General features: G+C 73.6%; 4 protein-coding genes and 1 pseudogene. 2 read left to right on the plus strand and 3 right to left on the minus strand.

All coding sequences use genetic code 11. From position 1 onward, the window contains the following. Positions 1-768: sigma factor-like helix-turn-helix DNA-binding protein (locus KBX53_RS26320; protein WP_210862211.1), on the plus strand; the 768-nt coding region annotated here is incomplete at its 5' end. Between the two features lie 61 nt (positions 769-829). Here KBX53_RS26320 and ndk read toward each other — a convergent pair. Next, entirely contained in the window at positions 830-1255 is a 426-nt protein-coding gene (ndk, locus tag KBX53_RS26325) for a nucleoside-diphosphate kinase (protein ID WP_030336586.1), read from the minus strand. Between the two features lie 142 nt (positions 1256-1397). Between ndk and KBX53_RS26330 the strand changes: the two genes are divergently transcribed. After that, positions 1398-2855, plus strand: coding sequence for a VOC family protein (locus tag KBX53_RS26330; RefSeq protein ID WP_210862213.1), 1458 nt, complete (start codon positions 1398-1400; stop codon positions 2853-2855). A 42-nt stretch (positions 2856-2897) separates the two neighbouring features. Here the strand turns inward: KBX53_RS26330 and KBX53_RS26335 are convergent, their stop codons facing one another. Both KBX53_RS26335 and KBX53_RS26340 read right to left on the minus strand, forming a co-directional pair. Beyond that, positions 2898-3332 carry a DUF4233 domain-containing protein gene (locus KBX53_RS26335; protein WP_030336590.1) on the minus strand — a complete coding sequence of 145 codons (435 nt, stop codon included), beginning with the start codon at positions 3330-3332 and terminating at the stop codon, positions 2898-2900. Beyond that, positions 3329-3566: pseudogene (locus tag KBX53_RS26340) on the minus strand (dihydrofolate synthase); the annotation flags it as partial. The pseudogene KBX53_RS26340 and the gene KBX53_RS26335, both read right to left, overlap by 4 nt.

The raw sequence follows: 3566 nt of genomic DNA on the forward strand, positions 1-3566 counted from the left end.
CTCCAGGAGGCGTACCTGCGCTGGCTGGGTGTGGACCGGGCACGGGTCGACGAGCCGCGCCGGTACCTGTCCCGGGTGGTCACCCGGTTGGCAGTGGACCGCCTACGCGCCCGGCAGGCGGCCCGCGAGACGTACGTGGGCACGTGGCTGCCCGAGCCGGTGCCGACCGCGCCCTCGCCGTTCGGGCCGTTGGACCGGGTGGAGCTGCGCGACTCGCTCTCCACCGCGTTGCTGCACGTCCTGGAGCGGCTCACCCCGCCGGAGCGGGCGGTGTACGTCCTGCACACGGCCTTCGACCTGCCGTACGCGGAGATCGCCGAGATCCTGGACCGGTCCGTCGCCGACTGCCGGCAGCTGTACCACCGGGCGACCGCCCGGGTACGCCAGGAGCAGCGCCGGTTCACCGCCAGCCGCCCGGAGCGGGACCGGCTGCTGAACGCGTTCCTCGCCGCCGCCCGCGACGGCGACCTGGCCACCCTCACCGACCTGGTGGCCGCCGACGCCACCGCCTGGAACGACGGCGGCGGGCGGGCCCGGGCCGCCCTCAACCCGGTCACCGGCGCGGACCGGATCGCCCGGTTCTACGCCGGGGTCTACGGCCCACGTCATCAGGAGACCCAGGAGCCGATCGAACTCACCGCGGAACCCGCGGTGCTGGTCACCCGCGCGGATGGCAGCCGGTACACGCTGACCATCGCCGCGGCCGACGGTCGGATCACCGGGATCTACGTGATCGGCAACCCGGCGAAGGTGCCGGCGACCGGCTGAATTCGGGCGTCAGTGGTGCCGGGGGCCCGTCAGTGGTGTCGGGCCCTCGGCCGGTGGGGGGTCAGCCCAGCTCGGGGAACCAGAGCGCGATCTCGCGCTTGGCGCTGTCCGTCGAGTCGGAGGCGTGCACGAGGTTCTCCCGGTTGGACAGCGACAGGTCACCGCGGATGGTGCCGGCGGCGGCCTTGCGCCCGTCGGTGGCCCCGACCAGCCCACGGACCACGTCGATGACCTGGTCGCCGGACAGCACCAGGGCGACCAACGGGCCGCCGGTCATGAAGTCCTTCAGCGGCGGGTAGAACGCCTTGTCGACGTGCTCGGCGTAGTGCTCGTCGGCGAGCGCGGCGTCCATCGTCCGGTGCACCATCGCGTCGATCCGCAGCCCCTTGCGCTCGAAGCGGGAGAGGACCTCGCCGACCAGGCCGCGGCGAACCGCGTCGGGCTTGATCAGAACGAGGCTGCGCTCTTCCGGGCTGTTGCTGGACACGCTGGGTTCCTCCTGTACGCGCTTCACGCTCGGGGTCGGTACGGTCAGCCTAGCGACCCGGCCCCGGCGTCGGCGCGGCGGCCGGTCTTTCCCCCGGTGGCCGATCCGGCCTAGCCTGGTCCTGACCCCCGGGAGGTCCACTGTGGCGAATGGCGGGAACCGACCCATCGCGCCGGTACGCAAGCTGATCGGCGCGGTGCTGGGCACCGTTGCCACGTTCGTCGTCCTCTTCGGCCTGGGCATGACCAGTTGGGCCATCGTGGCTCTCGGGGTCGCCCTGCTGGTGCTGGCGATCGCGCTGGCGACCGTACGCGGCGGCGGGCGTACCTGGGTGGTCGGCGTCGGGCACGTGCACAGCGCCTCGGAACCACCCACCCAGTACGCGTTCGGCCGCTGCGAACTCCAACTGGTGATCGACGCCCCGGGTCTGCCGCCCCGGTCCAAGAAGATCATCGAGCCGAGGGTGCCGGTCTCCAAGTGGCCGTCGCTGGGCCAGACCCTGCCGATCCGGGTCGCGTTGGACGACCAGCGGCACGTCAAGGTCCTCTGGGACGAGGTGCCGACCCACGCCGAGACCGCCGCCGCCGTCGCCGACCTCCCGCCGGAGTTCGCCGACGCGGAGGCGATGGACGAGGTGCTGATCCAGCAGGACGCGCCGCCGTGGGCCGACCGCGCACCGGACGACGACTTCCGCGAGGACTTCCGTGACCCGGTCGGTGACCCGTTCCGGGACCCGCTCGGTGACCCTGTGCGCGCCGACCCGCTGCGCACCGACTCCCGGCGTGACGATCTCCGGCGTGACGACGCGGGCGTCGTGGCCGAGGAACGCGAGCCCGTGGTGATGCACCAGAGCCCGGGCGGCCCGGTGGTGTTGGAGGGCGTCGTCGTCGAACCGCAGGCCGGCGGGCTGCCACGGCGGGCCACCCCAGCCCCCCGCTCACCCGCCGAGGAGCGCTTCGACGAACCCGTCGCGGACCGGTTCGACGCCACGGAGGACGACACTGTCATCCCGCCCTCCGACGACACCGTCGACCCGCCGGCGCAGCGCTTCGACCCGCCGCCCGCGCAGCGGTCCGGCCCCGGTGCGGCCGACCCGTTGGACCCGCTCGACCTTCCGCTGGACGATCCCTCCCCGGCCGGTGCCGCACCCGAGACGGTGACCGACGAGGAGTTCGACCGGGCGATCTTCGGGTTCGCCGCCGACTCGGCAGCGGATCCCGCCGCACCGATCAGCGGGGTGGGCCTCACCCTCCTGGTCACCGACCTGTCCCGGTCGCTCGGCTTCTACCGCGACGTGCTCGGCTTCAGCGAGGTCGACCAGGGCGCCCACAACGCCGTCCTCGCCTCCGGGGCGACCCGGATCGTGCTGCGCGAGGTGACCGGGGCGGCGCCCATCAGCCGCCGCCTCGTGCACGTCAACCTCGAGGTCAACGACATCGAGGCCGCGTACGAACGGTTGCGCGGGTCGGGCGTCCGCTTCACGTACGCGCCCCGGGTGGTCAACCGGGGCACCAAGCTGGAGGGCTGGGCGGCGGCCTTCCGTGACCCGGACGGCCACGGTGTCGCCCTCACCCAGTGGCGCGAACGCGCCGACGCCTGACCCGGCCCGCTCCCGCCTCCGGGCGTCGCCGACGGGTCGTCCTCAGCCGAGGATGACGCGGCGAACATGCAACGCGTACGCCCAGACCAGGGCGAAGATGATGCCCAGCCCGAGCAGCGACCAGTGCAGCAGACCGCCCAGCAGCAGCAGGCCCTGCAGCACGGTGCCGGCGTTCCAGGCCCACGGGCGGCGCATCATGCCGGCGAGCACCACGGCGGCCACCGCCAACGCCACCACCGCGCCGATCGCGGCGCCGCCGAGGTCACCGCCGACCACCCGGATCGGCTGGATCGCCAGCAGCAGCACCAGCGCCTCCAGGCTGAGCGTGCCCGCACCGAGACCGCGTACCGCCCGCTCCGGGTTGCGCAACCCGGAGCGCCGTGGCTGCCCGGCCGTGGGCTGCTCCCCCACCGGCGGCTCGACCGGCGGACCGGTCGGGTCCTCGGCGGTGTGCGGGTCCCGCTCCGGGCTGGTCATCGCTTCAGCAGCCGGCGCGCGTCGGCGACAGTCACCACGGACCCAGTGACCAGCACCCCGACCCCGCTCAGCTCACCGGGGACGTCCTCCTCGGCCATCGCCACCGCCAGCTCGATCGCATCCGGCATCTCCTCGGCCGAGGCCACCCGCTCCTCGCCGAAGATCTCGGCGGCCAGCGCGGCCAGCTGTTCCGTCGGCATCGCCCGTGGCGAGCTGTTGCGGGTGACCACCACC

Origin of the sequence: Micromonospora sp. M51 (genome assembly GCF_018070305.1) — a bacterium.
Taxonomy (GTDB): Bacteria; Actinomycetota; Actinomycetes; order Mycobacteriales; family Micromonosporaceae; genus Micromonospora; species Micromonospora parva.